The sequence below is a fragment of the Bradyrhizobium sp. 35 genome, assembly GCF_023073215.1.
In the GTDB taxonomy this organism is placed as follows: domain Bacteria; phylum Pseudomonadota; class Alphaproteobacteria; order Rhizobiales; family Xanthobacteraceae; genus Bradyrhizobium; species Bradyrhizobium canariense_D.
In genome coordinates this window covers 392,492-411,316 of sequence record NZ_JADPJC010000080.1, presented here as the reverse complement: position 1 = coordinate 411,316, position 18,825 = coordinate 392,492, and the positions used below count along the sequence as shown (strand labels likewise).

The window sequence follows — 18,825 nt, the reverse complement described above, 5'->3', positions numbered from 1 at the left end:
CCCTCAGCGGTCGGTGTCTTCGCGCTCCGCCTGCGCCAGCTCCGCTACTGCAAGGTCGCCGCTGCCCTCCAGTCGCGCCTTCGCCGTCTTGTGGACGTGCGCGGCGAGCGTCGGCATGCGTTCGATCAAGGCGTGAAAATCCTGGGCGTCGAGCACCAGCAGCCGGGTCTTGCGTGTCGCCGTCACCGTGCCGCTGCGTTTTGTCTTGTGCAGCAGCGCGATCTCGCCGAAGAAGGTGCCATCCGCGAGCCGCACCTGCTGGTTCGGCAGCGCGATCTCGACCTCGCCGGCGGTGATGAAATACATCGACGAAGCCGCATCGCCCCGCCGCACCAGGATCTCGCCCTGCTCGATCGTGCGCGCCCGCAGCAGCCGCATGATGTCGGCGATCTCGGATGCGCTGAGATGCGAGAACAGCGGCACCCGCGCCAGCATGCCCCAGGTGACGACAAAGTCCCGCCGCTTCACCTCTTCCGCAAAGGCCGTCGAGATGATCGCGACCGGCAGCGCGATCATGGCAAATCCACTGATGATGGTGAAGACGGAGATGAACTTTCCGAGCGCCGTCACCGGCACGACGTCGCCGTAACCGACGGTGCCGAGCGTCACGATCGCCCACCACATCGCCTGCGGAATGGTGCCGAGCTTGTCCGGCTGCACGTCGCGCTCGATGGCATAGAGCAGCGAGGCAAAGGTCAGCACCGCGCCGATCAGGATGACGATGCAGCCGATCAGCGCCCGCCGCTCCGCGTGCACGGCCGCGAGCAGCGAGCGCATCGCCGGCGAGTAGCGCACCAGCTTGAAGAACGGCAGCACGCCGAGCGCTGCCAGCGTCGCATGCCGGCCCGTAGCGAGCACGACCGCAGCCGGCAGGAACGCGAGCAGATCGATGATGCCGAGTGCGGAGAAGACATAGCTGAGCCGGTCGGACAGCGCGGACGCCGGGCGCTGGGTATGGCCCGCCACCGTCCACAGCCGCGCCGCATATTCCAGCGCGAACACGATCACGGACAGGATGGTGATCGCCGAAAACAGCGCGCCGAATTGCGCGTCCAGCTCCGGCACCGAGGCAAGGATCATCGCGGCGACATCGAGCACGATGACGCCGATGATCAGCTGGATGAAGCGCGACCCGACCGAGTAGGCCAGCGGATCATGCTCCAGCAATTCGTAGAGGCGATCCCTCAGATTGGGATCGCGAAGCCCAATTCCTCGCGGAACGGGGCGCACCTGCCTACGCGCCGGCCGATTTTTGTTCAGCCATGGCTTTTTCGATCGCCGTGAGCGCCGCGGCCGCATTCGCGCCATCAGGGCCGCCGGCCTGCGCCATGTCGGGCCGCCCGCCGCCGCCCTTGCCGCCGAGCGCTTCGGAGGCGACCTTCACCAGATTGACCGCATTGAAACGCGAAGTGAGGTCCGCGGTGACGCCGACCACGACGCCGGCCTTGCCATCCTCGGTGACGCCGACGATAGCGACGACGCCGGAGCCGATCTGCTTCTTGCCGTCGTCGGCAAGGCTCTTGAGATCCTTCATCTCGATGCCCTCGACCGCGCGCGCCATCAGCTTGACGTCGCCGACTTCGCGCACACCTGAGGCCGCGCCGTTGCTCGAAGCTGCACCGCCGCCCATCGCCAGCTTCTTGCGGGCGTCGGAGAGTTCGCGCTCGAGCTTCTTGCGCTCCTCCATCAGAGCGGCAATGCGCGCCGGGACGTCGTCGATCGAGGTGCGGAGCTCGTGGGCCGCGGTCTTCGCCAGCGCCATGGTGTCGTTGGCGTGTTTTCGCGCGTAGTTGCCGGTCAGCGCCTCGATGCGGCGCACGCCGGAGGCGACCGCGCTCTCGCCCGTCAGCGTGATCAGCCCGATGTCGCCGGTCCGCCTGACATGCGTGCCGCCGCAAAGTTCGACCGACCAGCCGAGTGCGTTGGCGCCGCGCTCGCGCGCGGTCCGGCCCATCGAGACGACGCGAACCTCGTCGCCATATTTCTCGCCGAACAGGGCGCGTGCGCCGGCCTCACGGGCCTCGTCCACGCCCATGACGCGGGTCGAGACTTCGTCATTCTCCAGCACCACCTCGTTGGCGATGTCCTCGACGCGCGCGAGCTCTTCCGCCGTGATCGGCTTCGGATGCACGAAGTCAAAACGTAAACGATCCGGCGCGACCATCGAGCCGCGCTGGGCGATGTGGTCGCCGAGCACCTGGCGCAGCGCCTCGTGGATGAGATGGGTCGCCGAATGATGCGCGCGGATCGAAAAGCGCCTGCCGTGATTCACTTCGAGCTGCAGCGCGGTGCCGAGCTTCAGCTCGCCGCTCTCCAATGTGCCGACGTGAACGAAGAAATCACCGAGCTTCTTCTGGGTGTCGGTGACGCGGAATTTGATGCCGCCCTCGCCGGTCAATACGCCGGTGTCGCCGACCTGGCCGCCGGACTCCGCGTAGAACGGCGTCTGGTTCAGCACGATCGCGCCCGTCTCGCCGGCCTTGAGGCTCGTGGCTTCCTTGCCGTCCTTGACCAGCGCAGTCACCACGCCTTCAGCGCTCTCGGTCTCGTAACCCAGGAATTCGGTTGCGCCCAGCTTCTCACGCAGCGGGAACCAGATCGCCTCGGAAGCCGCTTCGCCCGACCCCTTCCAGGACTCGCGCGCCTTGGCCTTCTGACGCTCCATCGCGTCGGTGAAGGAAGCCTGGTCGACGCTGATGCCGCGCGACTTCAGCGCGTCCTGCGTCAAATCGAGCGGGAAGCCGTAAGTGTCGTACAGCGTGAAGGCGACGTCGCCGTCGAACATGTCGCCCTTCTTCAAGGACGCGCTCTTCTCGTCGAGAATGGCGAGGCCGCGCGTCAGCGTCTTGCGGAAGCGGGTTTCTTCCAGCCGCAGCGTTTCCTCGATCAAATTTTCCGCGCGCATCAGATCCGGATAGGCTTGGCCCATCTCGCGCACCAGCGCCCAGACCAGGCGATGCATCAGCGGTTCTTGCGCACCGAGCAGCTGCGCATGGCGCATCGCGCGGCGCATGATCCGGCGCAGCACATAGCCGCGGCCCTCGTTCGAGGGCAGCACGCCGTCGGCGACGAGGAAGGCCGACGAACGCAGATGGTCGGCGATGACGCGGAACGAGGCCACGGTCTTCTCGTCCGGTCCGCTTCCGAGCGCAGACGCCGTCGCGTCGATCAAATGACGGAACAGGTCGGTCTCGAACACGCTGTCGACGCCCTGCATGATGCAGGCCATGCGCTCCAGCCCCATGCCGGTGTCGATCGAGGGACGCGGCAGCGCCACGCGTTCCTCCTTCGTCACCTGCTCGTACTGCATGAAGACGAGATTCCAGAATTCGAGGAAGCGATCGCCATCCTCCTCCGGGGAGCCCGGAGGCCCGCCCCAGATGTGCTCGCCGCGATCGATGAAGATCTCCGAGCACGGCCCGCACGGGCCGGTGTCGCCCATCGCCCAGAAATTGTCCGAGGTCGGGATGCGGATGATGCGGTCCTCGGAGAAGCCCGCGATCTTCTTCCACAGCCCGGCCGCCTCGTCGTCGGTGTGGTAGACCGTGACGAGCAGCTTGTCTTTCTTGAGCCCGAACTCCTTCGTGATCAGCGTCCAGGCCAGCTCGATCGCGCGCTCCTTGAAATAGTCGCCGAAGGAGAAGTTGCCGAGCATCTCGAAGAAGGTGAGATGGCGCGCGGTGTAGCCGACATTGTCGAGGTCATTGTGCTTGCCGCCGGCGCGCACGCATTTCTGCGAGGTGGTGGCGCGCTGATAGGGCCGCTTCTCGACGCCGGTGAAGACGTTCTTGAACTGCACCATGCCGGCATTGGTGAACATCAACGTCGGATCGTTGCGCGGCACCAATGGCGAGGACGACACGATCTCGTGGCCGTTCTCGGCAAAGAAATTCAGAAAGGTCGACCTGATCTCGTTGACGCCGCTCATGTTCATCCAATCGGGTGTGCTTGCACCCGCCTTCCAGCCATCCAAACCGCAAGTTTGGGCTGATATCTGCGGGCCAATGCGCTTTTAGACAAGGCCAGCTTCGCTGTCCAGAAACTGTGCAGCCAGATCAAGGCGTTGCCGCAGTCGCGTAATCCGTTGGAAAGCCGCCGATGCCGCGTTGACAGGCTTGGCCGGCCTGTGGTCTTTACCTATCTGTATCGTACGGCCACGTCGGGAGAGACCGGCACTGGTAGCCGGCGCCGAAGGAGCAACCGCCCCGGAAACTCTCAGGCAAAAGGACCGCGTGGCTTTGACAGCATCTGGAAAGAGGCGCCGACGGGCCAAGACCTTTTAAAGGGTAGGTTCGGACAGCGTCCGCCGACGGGATAATACTCTCAGGCACAGCGACAGATGGGGCTTCGACTGGTGTCCACGGGAAATCGTTCCCGGGGAACCGCCGAGGGCCCCCCGATGCTTGCGCGTGACGACAAAGACTCCCTGAAACGCACCCCCCTTTACAACCTGCATGTCTCGCTCGGCGGCAAGATGGTGCCGTTCGCGGGCTATGACATGCCCGTGCAATATCCGGCCGGAGTCCTGAAGGAGCACCTTCATACCCGCAACGCAGCCGGCCTGTTCGACGTCTCCCACATGGGCCAGATCGCGCTCCGGCCGAAATCCGGCAAGGTCGAGGACGCCGCCCGCGCGCTGGAACGGCTGGTGCCGCAGGATATCATGGCGATCGCGCCTGGCCGGCAGCGCTACGCCCAGTTCACCAATGCCGAGGGCGGGATTCTGGATGATCTGATGGTCGCCAGTTTCGGCGATCACCTCTTCCTGGTCGTCAACGCCGCCTGCAAGGCCGAGGACGAGGCGCATCTGCGCGCGAATCTCTCGGACGATTGCGTCATCGAGCAGCTGGCTGACCGCGCGCTGATCGCGCTGCAGGGGCCGAAGGGGGAATCGGCGCTGGCGAAATTATGTGCAGAGGCGCCCGCCATGAAATTCATGGATTCCGGCCCGCACAAGGTTGCCGGCCTCGACTGCTTCGTCTCGCGCTCCGGCTATACCGGCGAGGACGGCTTCGAGATTTCGGTTCCTGCCGGCGATGCCGAACGGCTCGCCAAGGCCCTGCTGGACAATCCCGACGTCATGCCGATCGGGCTCGGCGCCCGTGACAGCCTGCGGCTCGAGGCCGGGCTTTGTCTTTACGGCCACGACATCGACACCGCGACCACGCCGGTCGAGGCGGCACTGGAATGGTCGGTGCAGAAGAGCCGCCGCACCGGCGGCGCGCGTGGCGGGGGCTTCCCCGGCGCGGCAAAGATTCTCGCCCATTTCGACCATGGCGCATCCCGCCGCCGCGTCGGCCTGCGCACCGAGGGCCGCGCGCCGGTGCGCGAAGGCGCGCTGCTGTTTGCGGATGCGACCTCCGCCGAGCCGATCGGAAAGGTCACCTCGGGCGGTTTCGGCCCGAGCCTGAATGCGCCGGTCGCGATGGGCTATGTGCCCACCGCATCGAGCGCGATCGACACAAAACTCTTCGCCGAGGTGCGCGGCCAACGGCTGGCCGTGCAAATCGCCGCCATGCCCTTCGTGAAAAACACCTACAAACGCTGAGGACCGAGAAAATGACCACGACGCTCTACACCTCCGACCACGAATGGCTCGCGATCGACGGCGATGTCGCCACCGTCGGGATCACCGACTACGCGCAATCGCAGCTCGGCGACGTCGTGTTCGTCGAATTGCCCAAGCTCGGCCGCGTGCTGAAGAAGGCGGAAGCCGCCGCTGTCGTGGAATCGGTCAAGGCCGCATCGGACGTCTACGCGCCTGTTAGCGGTGAGGTGCTCGAGACCAACCCCGAGCTCGCGAGCGAGCCGGCGCTGGTGAACTCGGACGCGCAGGGCAATGCGTGGTTCTTCAAGATCAAGATGGCCGACAAGAGCGAGCTCGGCGGCCTCATGGATGAAGCGGCGTACAAGGCCCACACGGCGTGAAGATATGAGCCGAGCCGTCTCCCCATACTCACTGTCATGCCCCGCGAAGGCGGGGCATCGAGTAAACGCAGCCGCTTCGGCTAGAGCCGAGAGGCCGCGGCGTACTGGATCGCCCGCCTTCGCGGGCGATGACAGCAACTCCTAGCGAGGACCCATGATGACCGCGCACCGCAAATCCAACGGCGATACCAGGAGCTTCGTTCGCCGCCACATCGGCCCCTCCACGCGCGACGTCACCGCGATGCTCGAGGCCGTCGGCGCAAACAGCGTCGACGCGCTGATGGCGCAGACGCTGCCGGCTTCGATCCGGCAGACTGCTCCACTCGATCTCGGCAAGCCCTTGAGCGAGACCGAGGCGATCGCGCATATGGCCGAACTCGCCGCCCAGAACCAGGTCTTCACCTCGTTGATTGGCCAGGGCTATTCTGGCACGATCCTGCCCGCGGTGATCCAGCGCAACATCTTGGAGAGCCCGGCCTGGTACACGGCCTACACGCCCTACCAGCCCGAGATCAGCCAGGGCCGGCTGGAGGCGCTGCTCAACTTCCAGACCATGATCTGTGACCTCACCGGGCTCGACGTCGCCAACGCCTCGCTGCTCGACGAAGCCACCGCGGCCGCCGAAGCGATGGCACTCGCCGAGCGGCACTCGCGGGTCGAAGCAAAGGCCTTCTTCGTCGACAAGGACGTGCATCCGCAGACGCTCGCCGTGATGCGCACCCGCGCGGAGCCGCTGGGCTGGACCCTGGTCGTCGGCGACCCCCTCACCGATCTCGACAAGACGGACGTGCTTGGCGCGCTGCTGCAATACCCGGGCTCGTCAGGCGCTGTGCGCGACCTCAGGCCCGCGATCGCCAGCCTGAAGGCCAAGGGCGCACTCGCGATCATTGCCGCCGATCTGCTGGCGCTGACACTGCTCGCCTCGCCCGGCGAGCTCGGCGCGGACATCGCCATCGGCTCGGCGCAACGTTTTGGCGTGCCGATGGGGTATGGCGGGCCGCACGCAGCCTATATGGCGGTGCGCGATGCGCTGAAGCGTTCGCTGCCCGGCCGCATCGTCGGCCTCTCCGTGGATTCGCGCGGAATGCCGGCCTATCGCCTCGCGCTGCAGACCCGCGAGCAGCACATCCGCCGCGAGAAGGCGACCTCCAACATCTGCACCGCGCAGGTGCTGCTCGCCGTGATCGCCTCGATGTATGCGGTCTATCACGGCCCCGAAGGCCTTTCGCAGATCGCGCGCAATGTGCATCGCCGCACGGCGGTGCTGGCTGCCGGCCTGCGCAAGCTCGGCTTTGCGCTGCAGTCCGACAGTTTCTTCGACACGCTCAGCGTGGATGCAGGTGGCAAACGCGCCGAGATCGTCGCCCGCGCCTCTGCCGAGAAGATCAATCTCGGTATTGGTGAGAGCGCTCTGCGCATCGCGCTCGACGAGACCACCACGCCCGCGACGGTCGAAGCGGTCTGGCGCGCCTTCGGCGGCCAGCTTGCCTATGCCGAGATCGACGCCACCACGCGCGAGGCGCTGCCGGAGACGCTCAAGCGCGCGACCTCTTTCCTCACTCACCCCGTGTTCCACGCGCATCGCTCGGAAACCGAGATGCTGCGCTACATGCGCAAGCTCAGCGATCGCGACCTCGCGCTCGACCGCGCGATGATCCCGCTCGGCTCGTGCACCATGAAGCTGAACGCGACCACCGAGATGATGCCGCTGACCTGGCCGGAATTCGGCAGCCTGCATCCGTTCGCTCCGCCTGAGCAGGCGAAGGGCTACTACGCGCTGTTCGCGCGGCTGGAAAAATGGCTGTGCGACATCACCGGCTATGACGCGATCTCGCTGCAGCCGAACTCGGGCGCGCAAGGAGAATATGCCGGGCTGCTCGCGATCCGCGGCTATCACGCGGCGCGTGGCGAGACGCATCGCAAGATCTGCCTGATCCCCTCCTCCGCGCACGGCACCAACCCGGCCTCGGCCGCGATGGTCGGCATGGACGTGGTGGTGGTCGCCTGCGAGAAGAACGGCGACGTCGACGTCAATGATCTCCGCGCCAAGGCCGAGAAGCATTCGAACGACCTCGCCGCGGTCATGATCACCTATCCCTCGACCCATGGCGTGTTCGAGGAGCACATCCGCGAGATCTGCGAGATCGTGCATGGCCATGGCGGGCAGGTCTATCTCGACGGCGCCAACCTCAACGCGCAGGTCGGCCTTAGCAGGCCCGGCGATTACGGCGCCGATGTCAGCCATCTCAACCTGCACAAGACCTTCTGCATCCCGCATGGCGGCGGCGGCCCGGGCATGGGCCCGATCGGCGTCAAGGCGCACCTCAAGCCGTTCCTGCCCGGTCATCCCGCGACGGATGGGAAAGCGCCTGTGGGGCCGGTCTCGGCCGCGCCGTTCGGCTCGGCTTCGATCCTCACCATCTCCTACATCTACATCCTGATGATGGGCGGCGAAGGCCTCAAGCGCGCCACCGAGATCGCGATCCTCAACGCCAACTACGTGGCTGCAAGGCTCGATGCGCATTTCCCAGTGCTCTACAAGAACGAGAAAGGCCGCGTCGCGCATGAGTGCATCGTCGATCCCCGCGCGTTGAAGACGACCTCAGGCGTCACCGTCGACGACATCGCCAAGCGCCTGATCGATTACGGCTTCCACGCGCCCACCATGAGCTTTCCGGTGCCGGGCACGCTGATGATCGAGCCGACCGAATCGGAATCCAGGGCGGAGCTCGATCGTTTCTGCGATGCCATGATCGCGATCCGGAAGGAAATCGCCGAGGTCGAGGCCGGCCGCTTCAAGATCGAGGCGTCGCCGCTCCGCCACGCCCCGCACACCGTGCACGACATCGCGGATGACGACTGGAAGCGCGCCTACACCCGCGCCGAGGGCTGCTTCCCCGCGGGCACCTCGCGCACCGACAAATACTGGAGCCCGGTCGGGCGCGTCGACAACGTCTATGGCGACCGCAACCTGGTGTGCTCCTGCCCGCCGGTGAGCGATTACGCGGAGGCGGCGGAGTAACCGTTTTGTAGGGTGGGTTAGCCACCGGCTGCGCGAAGCGCAGTCGCTGGCGTAACCCACCACTTCTGTCTCTGGCGAAATGGAAGAGGTGGGCTACACTTCGCTAACCCACCCTCCGGCACGGAACACGCATTTAGGGCGCAACCAACGAGCGGGTCTCGGGGTCCCACCGCCAGAGTCGCTCGTTGGTCAGGTGAGTGCCGCCCCACCAGCGATCAATCCGGTTGTGCCGGCGAAAATCCTGGTCGCCTCCCAACACCGCCTTTCCGAACTCGGTCAGCGTCAATTGCGACCGCTCGTACCGATCGAACTGACTTGAATCGTCGTGCATCTCTAGCGAAAACGGACCTTGATCCAGTCCCGACACGGCCGGCCTCTCGCACCGCGCAAGGCCGTCAAGCAGCGCTCCAACTTCCCAATAACCATACACATCCAGCCCGTTGCACTTCTGATGGCCCGGAAAGACATCGAAAGGCTGCATGCCGCCTCGCGCGATGAGCTGGAGTATCCGCGCTTCCGTGGCTCCAAGGCCTGAGGCGGGACGCGGAAGTTCGTTGAGCAGAGCCCTCACGTGAGGGGCGAGTTGTCGCAACCAGCTCAAATTGGTCTTGAAGAGATCCCTCCAACTTTGCGGGGTCGGCGCGCGATAGGCCCGCCATGCACGCTTGGCCGATTTGAGTTGACGAGGTGTGATCGCAACAGCCGGCGGGTAGAGTTCGCTTCGCGGTGGGTCGACATCCCTGACACCCAAGAACAGGGAGCGCACGACAAAGTCGGGATTTGCATCGTGTTGGCGGCCCCAATGATCGAGCAGCCAGAGCAGAATCAATTGCGCATTTGGCTCCGGCCCTCGCCAAAACTCGACCGTGTCATATTCCGCGAGCAGTTCAATCAGTCCTCGATCCTTCACGCCTGATTCCTCGAGACGCCAGGACGGCGTATCGTCGAGCCAGTGAAGCCCGCGGGGCTGTGTCGTACGCGGCGCAAAGAATGCGTCCAGCTCTGCATCGGCTGGCAACGGTCCCCAGACCAGCCGGCGCTCGATGGCAATCACGAGGTCGGCAAGGCCCGCCTGTTGAATAGCGCCGGCGATGGACGAGTCGGTCGTGACAATGAGCCGCGTCATGCCGTGGCCTCAAGGCTTCGTCAAAACATTACCGTAACGCCACAGCCGATCATTGGTCAGGTGCGTGCCGCCCCACCAGCGGTCGATCGGATTGTGGCGACTGAAATCTTCCTGATGGGCCAGGACGGCCCTGCCGAACTCGGTCAACGACAACCGGCTGCGGAGATAGACCTCGTGCCGAGCTCTTAAATTTTCGCGATCGATCGTGCGCAGTTCGTCGCCCAACCCGGCCACTACGGGCTTGGGGCCGAGCGCGAGCCCCTCGAGCAACGAACCCAACTCAAATTCTCCGAACCCATATGTGCGCCGTTGCGAGCGCAGGTGAAACAACGCATTCGTGTTTGCAAACCCTCTGGCAAGGAGCTCCAGAAATCGCATCTCGGTCGCACCGAGACCCGTGAAAGGCGACGGCAGTTCTGCCAAGAGATCGAGCAAGGCCGGGCGCAGCATCAGCAATGCACTGAGATCCTGGTGAAGGAGATCGACGCACGCCTCAGGGGTCATCGCACGGTAGGCCGACCACGCCAACCGGGCAGTCTCGAACTCCTGGGCCCTAACAGGCACGACATGGATGTGCGGCTCGGACGCAGCGAGATCCTCGCCGTGTGCTGTCGTCAGCTCGGATGACACAAGTCGAAGTCGAAGCTTTGGCACCAGCGAGGAGCAGGAGCTGAGGTGGTCCAGCAGGCAGACGAGCTGCAATTGATCCCGGGGAGCTGGGTCGAACCAAAGTTCAACCACGTCATATCGCTCGCAGAAGTCTGCCAGGGACAAGTCTTTGCGGTCCTTGATACCCTTGGGCCAGCGGATGCCCCAATCGGACCAATGATCACCCGGCCCGAGATTCGCCGAACGCGCCGCGAAATAGGCTGCGAGCTTCTCGGGTGAGGGCAGCGGTCCCCACTCAAAGTGAAACGAGGATGAGATGACAAGCTCCGCCAACCCGGATCGTGCGAGCTGGCCTCCGGACGAACTGGTCAAGATCAGACGCTTCATCGCACCACCCGGTGCCCCCACGCCAAACGAAACAGGCGCCGAAGACGTCGGCAACTCAACGTCCTCAGCGCCCGCTCCTCGCGAAAAACTTTACTGCTGAAGCTTACTCGTCCGCCGGCTCCTCGCCGTCGGCGTCACGCTCGGGGCTGCCGGCGAGAATCTGCTCGGCGATCAGGCCGGAGTTCTGGCGGATCGAGGTCTCGATCTTGGCGGTGATGTCGGGGTTGGCCTTCAGGAACGCTTTCGAATTCTCGCGGCCCTGGCCAAGACGCTGGCTGTCGTAGGAGAACCATGCGCCGGATTTTTCGACGATGCCGGCCTTGACGCCGAGATCGAGGATCTCGCCCATCTTGGAGACGCCCTCGCCGTACATGATGTCGAACTCGACCTGCTTGAACGGCGGCGCCAGCTTGTTCTTGACGACCTTGACGCGCGTGGTGTTGCCGACCACTTCGTCACGCTCCTTGATCGCGCCGATGCGGCGGATGTCGAGGCGGACGGAAGCATAGAATTTCAGCGCGTTGCCGCCGGTGGTGGTCTCCGGCGAGCCGTACATCACGCCGATCTTCATGCGGATCTGGTTGATGAAGATCACCATGGTATTGGACTTGTTGATGGACGCCGTCAGCTTGCGCAGCGCCTGGCTCATCAGACGCGCCTGCAGACCCGGCAGCGCATCGCCCATCTCGCCCTCGAGCTCGGCCTTCGGCACCAGCGCCGCGACCGAATCGATCACCAGCACGTCGACCGCGCCGGAGCGCACCAGCGTGTCGCAGATTTCCAGCGCCTGCTCGCCGGTGTCCGGCTGGGAGATCAGGAGCTCGTCGATATTGACGCCCAGCTTGCGCGCATAGACCGGGTCGAGCGCGTGCTCGGCGTCGATGAAGGCGCAGATGCCGCCCTTCTTCTGCCCTTCCGCCACCGTGTGCAGCGCCAGCGTGGTCTTGCCCGAGGATTCCGGCCCGTAGATCTCCACGACGCGCCCCTTCGGCAGGCCGCCGATCCCGAGCGCGATATCGAGCCCCAACGAGCCCGAAGAGACCGCCTCGACATCCATCGAACGGTCGTTCTTGCCGAGCTTCATCACCGAGCCCTTGCCGAACTGACGCTCGATCTGGGAGAGCGCGGCGGCGAGAGCTTTACTCTTGTCCATGGAGGATCCTTCGACGATACGCAGGGCAGTGGTGGACATCGGGTCGTGCTCCTTATGACGAGGATTCGCGTGAGGGACAAACGATTGGCGAGGCGGCGCGGCGATAAAAACAATGTACCCTATTTGTTCTAGGTTCGCAATATGTTCTTTTGGGAATTTGCACGCTCTGGCTGACGCGCATCAAAGACGGATGACCCGCACACCGTCAGAATTCCGTCATCCTGCGGCACCGAACCTTTCGTGGTCTGCGGCCTTCTCCTGGATAGCCTCTTGGACGAGACCGCAACTCTGGGGACTTCAGTCATGACGAACAACACGCATCACGATACGGCCCGGCGCACTCCGCTGCTGGAGGCGGCGCGGGAGGAGCTGAGCAAGTTCGAGCGTAAGGAAAACGAGTTCCGCAAGAAAGACCGCGAAGAGCGTGCCGCCGAACTCCGTTTGCCGCTGGACGCGATCAAGGTTCATTAGGCCGCTGGGACCGCGCTGGCGACGGTGCCGGAGCGGCCGCCCGTTGATCTCAGGGAATCGGCACGGGAATCGGGATTCGGATGGCCGTGAAAGGCGAATCCGAGCCGATATGGTACTAAATACTACCAGTAAGCCATTGACTGGGCGGGGAAATTTGTAGGCACGCTACTGTGCATGGGGTTGTTTTCGCGTTTTTGAAAGGCGCGCACGGGCCTTTCCACCCTCGGAGCCATCTCCCGCACCCAACAGCGCCTACAGCAGAACCAGCAACCCGATGCCGATTACCAGCACGACGAAGCCAGCCGCCGTCGCGGCGGCGAATGACCGCTCTACGTTGTCCATGATGCCACCCCGTTGCCGGCACGCCACGTTTTCCCCCATGGCAGCACCGTCGCCGCGAAATCTCGCCTGCGGTTGTGTCCTGAGTTGTGCGAACGGATGTCGAAATTGGGACCGGTGCGGGGCCAGTCTGCGGCCCCCGCGCTCCGGCTTTTGCTGCCATCATTGGGCCTTGTCAGGCTGTCGTAAGCTGAACCGGCTAGGGTCGCCCGGCTATGGTGTTGCAGCCCAGCACCTCAGCCTCCAATAACCTTCTCCCCGCTTGGTTCTCCCAAGCGGGGTTTTTTCATTCCGATTTTCATGCCGGCCGACCGGTTTGCGAACCGCCCTCCTCCTGCGTCAGCCGCAGCGAGAAGGCGCGGATCGCCGGCGCTGCGAGCAGCACTATCGGCAGCATCGCCGCCCATGCGATCAGCCACGACACCATCCAGTGCGCCAGGAAGTCCAGCGCGTTCCCTGCGGGAAAGCTGGCGATGCCCGCGGCGATCAGCGAGGTCAGTCCGGACTGGATGATTCCGAACACGAAATGAGAATAGCGGCGGGGAATGCCCGGCATGACGCGTCCATGTTGCTTAGCCGCATCGGGCCAAGCAAGGCACATGCCGCCGCGTTCCGGAAGGTGCCCTTACCCATCCCAGGAACTCTGTTCTTGGCCGGAGAACCACGGGCATGAGGTCGCGCCGCCGCTGGGCGGCGCGCGTGCGTTTGCGCGATAGCCGTGAGCGATCCGGGGCTTACCGACAGGTTTGGCTTTCTTGGAATATTATGCCGCCCAGCATGTTCTCAGTGATGGAAGTGAATCGTGGGAGATGGCCATGAATCACAGGGGCATCGAGTTCACCGTCGCCAAGACGGCAATTCCCGGCATTTGGCAGTGGCAGTTCCGGATCGGCGAGCAGATCAAGACCGGCAAGACTGAGACCAAGATCGATCTCTTGGCGATCCGACGGGTGCAGCGGCGCATCGATCGGGAGCTGAAGGCGATCGGACGCGACACGGCCTGAGCCGTCGGACCGAGATCGGTGGGCTGGCGTCCATGGGGCTATTCCGTAGCCGACCGGAATTGATCTGCCGACGGTTTGGGATTGGACTGCCGGGATTATGGCCGTGGGGACGGAGCCATCAGGCGCGATCGGTGCGAACCATGCCGCTCTACTTCTTTCGAATCCGGAACGGCCGCTATTCCGGCTGTGCCGACCAGGCGTCGGAATTTGCCGATCGCGATTTGGCCTGGAAGGAGATGACAAGCGTCTGCGCCGACATGGCCGCCGGCATCGCCCGCAAGCTCCAGGAAAATTCCGAATGGAATATGGAGCTGCTGGACGAGGCCAAGGAGCCCGTATTCCGGATCCGCATCACATCCGAAACCTTCGAATAGGGCCGGCCCTAATCCGCGCTGGGCAGCCGCCGCATCGTGAATTCGATGTCGCCGCCGGGCAGCTCGCGCCAGGTCTCGACCGCGCTCATATAGCCGGCCTTGGGGTAGCGGGCGAAGAAAGCCTGTGCCCTCTCCCGTGCCGCCGCGCGCGGCAGCGTGAAAGTCTCGCGCAGATAGCCGTCGCCGGCCGTCGGGCCGGGCTTGCCGCCCATCTTGCGCCGGCGCGCCATCCGCTCGGCGAGATCCCGCGGACGATCGGCCATGTTCTGCTCTCCTCGACGCGATACACTCCCGCGCAATGTAGGAAGCAGGCCGATCAAAGAGGAGTCCCGGCCGGAGGCATCAACTGCCGCCGCTCGGGCGGAAGGTCAATTGGCAGTCGTGCCGGACTTCTTCTTCGGCGCACCGGTTGCGGCCGACGCCTTTGGCGCCGCCGACGGCTTCGGCGGGTCGGAGCGCATGCCACCCCAGGGATCGTTGGACGCCTTGGAGTCCGGAATCTTCTTCAGCGTTTCCTTGTAAGCCCTGTCACGCTCGGCCTCAGCGGCCTTCTCCTCGGGGGTCTTGCCAGGCCCCTCCTGCAGCAAATTGAGATTGGGCATTTGCGCATAAGCCGGTCCCGCCAGCACGGTCGGTCCCGCCAGAACAGCCAGCACCGCGGCCATACGGAAAATCTTCATCATTGACTCCTTGATCATCCATGGCGGCGCGGGTCGCCCGCGCCTTGTCACCCCTGCCACAACCGCAGGGGCCGCTCGGCCCGCTAGAGCCGGTCCGATCTGCACGATTTCGGCGCGTGGAGCCAGTCGTCCCAGATCGGGCCGCACTTGGTGCACCCGTTCAGCAACAGGCCGAGCCCGGCCAGACAAAACACGAGGACATACCGACGCAACATCACCCACCCATACCCACTCCATGGCATCATACCGGGCGAAGTCAGGCATTTTCAAGCCGACGGGACCCGCGGCAGACCGGCGACTTTGCCGCGCCGGTCCGCTCGAAATGCCGAACATCCGGCAATACAGGAGGGAACGACAGCAATGCCATCGCAGCCAGAAGCCGAGTTCGGCATCAGTGAGGCCCGACGCATCCTCGGCGAAGTCTTTGCGCCCTGGGTCCAGGATCTCAACCTGTCGGTCGAGCGCATCGAGCACCTGCCGCCGCCGGACGCGCCGGACTGGCAGCCGGCAGCGCTCCTGCGCATGCCGTTCTCGGAGCGGCTGTGCCGCAACGGTGGTGTGGTCTGCGGTCAGGCGCTGATGGCGCTCGCCGACACCGCGATGGTGATCGCGAACCTCGCCGCCAACCGCGGCTATCGTCCGATGACGACGGTCGACCAGACCACGCATTTCATGCGCTCCGTCTCCTCGTCGGACGTGCTGGCCGACGCCCGCGTGGTGCGACTCGGACGCACCATGAGCTTTGGCCGGGTCACGCTGCTCTCGGCCACCGACAACAAGCCGGTGGCAATGGTGTCGAGTGCGTTCGCGATGCTGCCGGGGTGAGCATCATCCGAAAGAAGAAAGCCGCGTGAGCGCAAAGCGCACCGCGGCTCTCAATGGCGTCATGTCGAGACGGGTAGCGCGGTTGTGATCGCGCGTCGTGCCGACACGCGGCAGAAATTACTTGCCGAGCACTTCGTCAGCCGCGGTGACAATGCTGACGTTGGGATTTTTTCCGCAATAGCTGCCGAACTGCTTGGCGTTCTCGACGAATACGTCGGTTTCGATGATCGCGTTCTCTTCGTCGCCCTTGTACCAGCCGTCCATCCAGGTCAGCACCATCTTGATGGTGTCGTCGCCGCTCTCCAGGAACTGCTTGCAGCTCATGGTCGCGAGATCGAGCTTGGCGGCGTGGGCGGGCATGGATGAGAGCGAGAGCGCTGCGGCGAACAGAAGCGAAAACGTGGTCTTCATCAATATCTCCATCGGCGCGTAGCGCCACAAAGGAACGGCTTGGGGAAAAATCCGCGGAGTGACTTCCGCTTCGACGTCGTAAACGAAATCTGAAGCGCTGTGCAAGTAGCGCCAGTATTGAGTTTAGTTCAACGTAATTTCTATGCACTACTTCACAAAGATCATTATGGATTGACGCGGATGATCGAGAAGCGTGCAGCGCAGCGTTACCGTGTTTTCAAGGGTGGAAAGATCACCTTTGAAAACAGCCGCATCACGTGCACGGTGCGAAACATGTCGGCGGACGGCGCCGCAATCGACCTCGATGCCCTCGTCACATTGCCGCAATCGTTCACGCTCGCAATCGCGCGCGACAATTTCGTGCGCAAATGCCGCCCTGTCTGGCGTAGCGACAGGCGCATCGGCCTCGCTTTCGTACAGTAGTGCATACGATGTGAACGATCATTCGCATCGCGCGCGCGATGCTGCGTCATGTTCGCGCGACACGACGTCGGCGACGCCAGCGCAGGCTTGCAACCACGAGCGCGACGATCGCGACCGCGATCGCCGATGATGCCGCAAAAAATCGTCCACCAGGGCGATCGATCGTACGCGACCACAGCGACGGCCCCTCGCCCGGCCGTGACAGGCGAAACGCAACGACGCTGTCGCCGATCGAGGTGCCTGCCTCGGAGTGGCCGCCGGCGCCGATCGCGACATACTGCTCGCCCTTCCAGAGATAGGTCATGGGATTGGCGACGCCGGGCACGGGCAGCCGACCCTGCCACAGCTCCCTGCCGCTGCGCGCATCGAAGGCGCGCAAATAGGCGTCCATCGCTCCGGTGAAGACGAGCCCGCCTGCCGTGACCGCGAGCCCGTTGACGAGCGGCGCACCCCACGGCAGCGGCACGCCGAGCGGGGCGAGATCCTCGGTGGTGCCGACCGTCGAACGCCAGAGGATCTTGCCGGCCTTCAGATCGACCGCGACCATCTCGCCCCAGGGCGGCTTGTTGCAAAGAAGCCCGAGCGGCGACATTGCCACCGCACGCGACATCGCAAACGGCGCACCCGTCTGCTGGCCGAAATCATGACCGGGCGGAGGATCGAATCCGGCCGCCTCCGCCCGCGGAATCAGCTTGATGAGATGAACAGCCCGGCTGGTGTTGGCATAGAGGACCTGGTTGACGGGATCGAAGGCCGCACTGCCCCAGTTCACTCCGCCGCCGGTGAAGGGAAACTCCAGCGTGCCTTGCGTTGAGGGTGGCGTGTACAGGCCCTCGTTGCGTGCCTCCGCAAACTGCTTCTCGCAAGCTGAGCGACGCAGGCTAGGAACGAGCGAGAGCGCATCCTCAGTCGAGATTTTTTGTGACATCAGAGGCGGCACATGCGTCGGGAATGGCTGCGTGGGCGACAGCCGTTCGCCTTCCGCGGCCCCCTGCGGGACGCTGCGCTCCTCGACCGCCCACACCGGCTTGCCGGTGTCGCGATCGAGCACGAAGACAAAGCCTTGCTTGGTCGGCTGGATCACGACATCGCGCTGACCTTCGCCGATGTCGATGCGCGTGAGCGTCGGTTGCGCCGGCAGATCGTAATCCCAGACGTCGTGATGCACGGTTTGGAATGCCCATACGAGCTCGCCCGTCTCGATGCGCAGCGCGACCACCGAATTGGCATGCTCGTTGTTGCCCGGCCGCTTGCCGCCCCAGAAATCCGGCGACGGCGAGGACGTCGGCAGGAATACCAGTCCGCGCGCCGCGTCGACCGACATCGGCGCCCAGACATTGGCGTGACCGGCTTCGATGCCGTCGCGCTTGAGCGGCTCGAACGTCCAGCGCGGCTGACCGCTACGCGCATCGAACGCACGCACCACACCGCTCGGCGCGTCGACGCGGCGGTTGTCGCCAATCGCGGAGCCGACCACGACGACCCCGCGGCCGACCGCCGGCGGCGAGGTGATCTGGAATTCGCCGGGCCATTCCAGTTTCATGCCAATGTCGGGCCTGACCTCACCGCCCTCGCCGAAGCCGGCACAGGGGATACCCGTCTTCGCATCGAGCGCGATCAGGCGAACATCGTTGGTGCCCATAAAGATGCGCGATCGACATGCGGCATCTACAGGCGCCTCATCGTCGATCCAGTAAGTGACGCCGCGGCAGACGTAGCGGTTGGCGGGACGCTGGTTCATCGCGATCCTGGGATCGTAGCGCCATTTCTGCGCGCCCGTACCGGGATCGAGCGCGATCACCTCGTTGAAAGGCGAGCAGAAGACCAGGCTGTCCTCGACGAACAGCGGCGTCGCCTGGAATTTGGTTCGCCGCATCACCCCGGGCGGCCGCGCCGCGAGATCGCCCGTGTGGAATTCGAAGGCCCGAACCAGCTTGCCGACATTGTCGGGCGTGATCTCTCGCAATGGCGAGAAGCGCGAGCCACCGGGATCGCCACCCCAGCTCTCCCAGGCGATGCCTGGCCGCGACGAAAACAAGAGGAGCGTGATGAGAGCGGCCAAATAGCAGGAGC

18 protein-coding genes and 1 riboswitch are annotated in these 18,825 nt (G+C 64.4%); of the genes, 8 read left to right on the top strand and 10 right to left on the bottom strand.

Annotated features, from left to right (window positions below; all coding sequences use genetic code 11):
* Nucleotides 1–3: 3 nt before the first annotated feature.
* Nucleotides 4–1,230, bottom strand: a complete 1,227-nt coding sequence (locus IVB36_RS18110; RefSeq protein ID WP_247392666.1) for a cyclic nucleotide-gated ion channel — start codon at nucleotides 1,228–1,230, stop codon at nucleotides 4–6.
* A 4-nt stretch (nucleotides 1,231–1,234) separates the two neighbouring features.
* Nucleotides 1,235–3,928, bottom strand: coding sequence for an alanine--tRNA ligase (gene alaS, locus IVB36_RS18105; protein WP_247377908.1), 2,694 nt, complete (start codon nucleotides 3,926–3,928; stop codon nucleotides 1,235–1,237).
* Nucleotides 3,929–4,150: 222 nt separating this feature from the next.
* Nucleotides 4,151–4,240, top strand: a riboswitch (glycine riboswitch).
* Nucleotides 4,241–4,399: 159 nt separating this feature from the next.
* Between alaS and gcvT the strand changes: the two genes are divergently transcribed.
* The 3 genes from gcvT (at nucleotide 4,400) to gcvP (ending at nucleotide 8,950) form a co-directional block, all read left to right on the top strand.
* Complete coding sequence (gcvT, locus tag IVB36_RS18100; protein ID WP_247392664.1) at nucleotides 4,400–5,548, top strand: glycine cleavage system aminomethyltransferase GcvT; 1,149 nt, start codon at nucleotides 4,400–4,402, stop codon at nucleotides 5,546–5,548.
* Nucleotides 5,549–5,559: 11 nt separating this feature from the next.
* Nucleotides 5,560–5,928: a glycine cleavage system protein GcvH gene (gene gcvH / locus IVB36_RS18095; RefSeq protein ID WP_085349374.1), complete on the top strand. Its 369-nt coding sequence runs from the start codon at nucleotides 5,560–5,562 to the stop codon at nucleotides 5,926–5,928.
* 157 nt (nucleotides 5,929–6,085) lie between these two features.
* A complete protein-coding gene (gene gcvP / locus IVB36_RS18090; protein ID WP_247392696.1) occupies nucleotides 6,086–8,950 on the top strand; it encodes an aminomethyl-transferring glycine dehydrogenase in 2,865 nt (954 codons plus the stop codon).
* A 133-nt stretch (nucleotides 8,951–9,083) separates the two neighbouring features.
* On the opposite strand, the gene IVB36_RS18085 is transcribed toward gcvP, so the two are convergent.
* The 3 genes from IVB36_RS18085 to recA form a co-directional block, all read right to left on the bottom strand.
* The gene (locus tag IVB36_RS18085) at nucleotides 9,084–10,076 is read right to left on the bottom strand and encodes a hypothetical protein (RefSeq protein WP_247392662.1); all 993 of its coding nucleotides are present in this window, start codon (nucleotides 10,074–10,076) and stop codon (nucleotides 9,084–9,086) included.
* A 9-nt stretch (nucleotides 10,077–10,085) separates the two neighbouring features.
* Complete coding sequence (locus tag IVB36_RS18080; protein ID WP_018456373.1) at nucleotides 10,086–11,072, bottom strand: hypothetical protein; 987 nt, start codon at nucleotides 11,070–11,072, stop codon at nucleotides 10,086–10,088.
* Nucleotides 11,073–11,175: 103 nt separating this feature from the next.
* Nucleotides 11,176–12,264: a recombinase RecA gene (recA, locus tag IVB36_RS18075; RefSeq protein ID WP_026233157.1), complete on the bottom strand. Its 1,089-nt coding sequence runs from the start codon at nucleotides 12,262–12,264 to the stop codon at nucleotides 11,176–11,178.
* A gap of 264 nt (nucleotides 12,265–12,528) precedes the next feature.
* Here recA and IVB36_RS18070 point away from each other — a divergent pair, with 264 nt between their 5' ends.
* The gene (locus IVB36_RS18070; protein ID WP_018456375.1) at nucleotides 12,529–12,696 is read left to right on the top strand and encodes a hypothetical protein; all 168 of its coding nucleotides are present in this window, start codon (nucleotides 12,529–12,531) and stop codon (nucleotides 12,694–12,696) included.
* A gap of 637 nt (nucleotides 12,697–13,333) precedes the next feature.
* Here the strand turns inward: IVB36_RS18070 and IVB36_RS18065 are convergent.
* A complete protein-coding gene (locus IVB36_RS18065; RefSeq protein WP_018456377.1) occupies nucleotides 13,334–13,591 on the bottom strand; it encodes a DUF2798 domain-containing protein in 258 nt (85 codons plus the stop codon).
* Nucleotides 13,592–13,850: 259 nt separating this feature from the next.
* Between IVB36_RS18065 and IVB36_RS18060 the strand changes: the two genes are divergently transcribed.
* Nucleotides 13,851–14,039 carry a hypothetical protein gene (locus tag IVB36_RS18060; RefSeq protein ID WP_026233158.1) on the top strand — a complete coding sequence of 63 codons (189 nt, stop codon included), beginning with the start codon at nucleotides 13,851–13,853 and terminating at the stop codon, nucleotides 14,037–14,039.
* A 140-nt stretch (nucleotides 14,040–14,179) separates the two neighbouring features.
* The gene (locus IVB36_RS18055; protein ID WP_018456379.1) at nucleotides 14,180–14,413 is read left to right on the top strand and encodes a hypothetical protein; all 234 of its coding nucleotides are present in this window, start codon (nucleotides 14,180–14,182) and stop codon (nucleotides 14,411–14,413) included.
* Between the two features lie 8 nt (nucleotides 14,414–14,421).
* Here the strand turns inward: IVB36_RS18055 and IVB36_RS18050 are convergent, their stop codons facing one another.
* Together IVB36_RS18050 and IVB36_RS18045 are read right to left on the bottom strand one after the other, a co-directional pair.
* A complete protein-coding gene (locus IVB36_RS18050) occupies nucleotides 14,422–14,676 on the bottom strand; it encodes a hypothetical protein (RefSeq protein WP_007612182.1) in 255 nt (84 codons plus the stop codon).
* A 105-nt stretch (nucleotides 14,677–14,781) separates the two neighbouring features.
* Entirely contained in the window at nucleotides 14,782–15,093 is a 312-nt protein-coding gene (locus IVB36_RS18045; protein ID WP_247392661.1) for a hypothetical protein, read from the bottom strand.
* Between the two features lie 360 nt (nucleotides 15,094–15,453).
* Between IVB36_RS18045 and IVB36_RS18040 the strand changes: the two genes are divergently transcribed.
* Nucleotides 15,454–15,918, top strand: a complete 465-nt coding sequence (locus tag IVB36_RS18040) for a PaaI family thioesterase (RefSeq protein WP_247392659.1) — start codon at nucleotides 15,454–15,456, stop codon at nucleotides 15,916–15,918.
* A gap of 117 nt (nucleotides 15,919–16,035) precedes the next feature.
* Here IVB36_RS18040 and IVB36_RS18035 read toward each other — a convergent pair whose 3' ends face one another.
* Nucleotides 16,036–16,329 carry an HdeA/HdeB family chaperone gene (locus tag IVB36_RS18035; RefSeq protein ID WP_247392657.1) on the bottom strand — a complete coding sequence of 98 codons (294 nt, stop codon included), beginning with the start codon at nucleotides 16,327–16,329 and terminating at the stop codon, nucleotides 16,036–16,038.
* 180 nt (nucleotides 16,330–16,509) lie between these two features.
* Between IVB36_RS18035 and IVB36_RS18030 the strand changes: the two genes are divergently transcribed.
* Nucleotides 16,510–16,752: a PilZ domain-containing protein gene (locus tag IVB36_RS18030; RefSeq protein ID WP_018456383.1), complete on the top strand. Its 243-nt coding sequence runs from the start codon at nucleotides 16,510–16,512 to the stop codon at nucleotides 16,750–16,752.
* Nucleotides 16,753–16,798: 46 nt separating this feature from the next.
* On the opposite strand, the gene IVB36_RS18025 is transcribed toward IVB36_RS18030, so the two are convergent.
* Nucleotides 16,799–18,814: a pyrroloquinoline quinone-dependent dehydrogenase gene (locus IVB36_RS18025; protein WP_247392695.1), complete on the bottom strand. Its 2,016-nt coding sequence runs from the start codon at nucleotides 18,812–18,814 to the stop codon at nucleotides 16,799–16,801.
* Nucleotides 18,815–18,825: the final 11 nt, after the last annotated feature.

Coding starts and splice junctions, on each gene's coding strand:
- IVB36_RS18070 (WP_018456375.1), top strand. CDS start 12,529: ATGACGAACAACACGCATCACGATACGGCCCGGCGCACTCCGCTGCTG.
- alaS (WP_247377908.1), bottom strand. CDS start 3,928: ATGAGCGGCGTCAACGAGATCAGGTCGACCTTTCTGAATTTCTTTGCC.
- recA (WP_026233157.1), bottom strand. CDS start 12,264: ATGTCCACCACTGCCCTGCGTATCGTCGAAGGATCCTCCATGGACAAG.
- IVB36_RS18040 (WP_247392659.1), top strand. CDS start 15,454: ATGCCATCGCAGCCAGAAGCCGAGTTCGGCATCAGTGAGGCCCGACGC.
- IVB36_RS18060 (WP_026233158.1), top strand. CDS start 13,851: ATGAATCACAGGGGCATCGAGTTCACCGTCGCCAAGACGGCAATTCCC.
- IVB36_RS18065 (WP_018456377.1), bottom strand. CDS start 13,591: ATGCCGGGCATTCCCCGCCGCTATTCTCATTTCGTGTTCGGAATCATC.
- IVB36_RS18035 (WP_247392657.1), bottom strand. CDS start 16,329: ATGAAGACCACGTTTTCGCTTCTGTTCGCCGCAGCGCTCTCGCTCTCA.
- gcvH (WP_085349374.1), top strand. CDS start 5,560: ATGACCACGACGCTCTACACCTCCGACCACGAATGGCTCGCGATCGAC.
- IVB36_RS18050 (WP_007612182.1), bottom strand. CDS start 14,676: ATGGCCGATCGTCCGCGGGATCTCGCCGAGCGGATGGCGCGCCGGCGC.
- gcvT (WP_247392664.1), top strand. CDS start 4,400: ATGCTTGCGCGTGACGACAAAGACTCCCTGAAACGCACCCCCCTTTAC.
- IVB36_RS18030 (WP_018456383.1), top strand. CDS start 16,510: ATGATCGAGAAGCGTGCAGCGCAGCGTTACCGTGTTTTCAAGGGTGGA.
- gcvP (WP_247392696.1), top strand. CDS start 6,086: ATGACCGCGCACCGCAAATCCAACGGCGATACCAGGAGCTTCGTTCGC.
- IVB36_RS18080 (WP_018456373.1), bottom strand. CDS start 11,072: ATGAAGCGTCTGATCTTGACCAGTTCGTCCGGAGGCCAGCTCGCACGA.
- IVB36_RS18055 (WP_018456379.1), top strand. CDS start 14,180: ATGCCGCTCTACTTCTTTCGAATCCGGAACGGCCGCTATTCCGGCTGT.
- IVB36_RS18085 (WP_247392662.1), bottom strand. CDS start 10,076: ATGACGCGGCTCATTGTCACGACCGACTCGTCCATCGCCGGCGCTATT.
- IVB36_RS18045 (WP_247392661.1), bottom strand. CDS start 15,093: ATGAAGATTTTCCGTATGGCCGCGGTGCTGGCTGTTCTGGCGGGACCG.